The organism is Stenotrophomonas sp. GbtcB23, from assembly GCF_019091045.1.
GTDB lineage: Bacteria > Pseudomonadota > Gammaproteobacteria > Xanthomonadales > Xanthomonadaceae > Stenotrophomonas > Stenotrophomonas rhizophila_A.
This window is the reverse complement of the sequence record NZ_JAGXKC010000236.1, coordinates 1-389: the sequence shown is the minus strand read 5'-3', so window position 1 is coordinate 389 and position 389 is coordinate 1. Positions and strand designations below refer to the sequence as shown.

Here is a 389-nt window from a genome sequence, read left to right as displayed (position 1 = left end):
CCAAGGCGGGCGGAATACGCAATGACGGTGCGATGGCACAAAGGGCCATCAGGCCAAGCGCCACCGGCCCGACCAAGGCTAGGCCGACGACATTCCGCTCCAATCCATACATCTCGACGAAATTCGGTTCGGTGAGAAACGGCGTGACAATCGCCCAGCAAGCAGCTGCGCCGAGCACGCAGAGATTGGCGGCCGAGAGGTGGCGCTGTACCTTGTAGAGCGCCAGACCGAAGGCGAAATAGCCGGAATATCCGGTGACCAGCAGTTTCTGGATAGCGCCGCTGCCGATCGCCACCTCGTTGGCGAGGGAAATGACGAGCCACGCCAGAACGGCAACGCGCCAACCGCGCTGAAAGAAGCCGGTCGCGATCAGAAGAAAGACCCAGCCA

At 61.7% G+C, this 389-nt stretch carries 1 protein-coding gene; it reads right to left on the bottom strand.

The window, feature by feature from the left end:
• The coding region (locus KVS69_RS18935; RefSeq protein ID WP_217539512.1) for a hypothetical protein at positions 1–389 on the bottom strand (389 nt) is incomplete at both ends.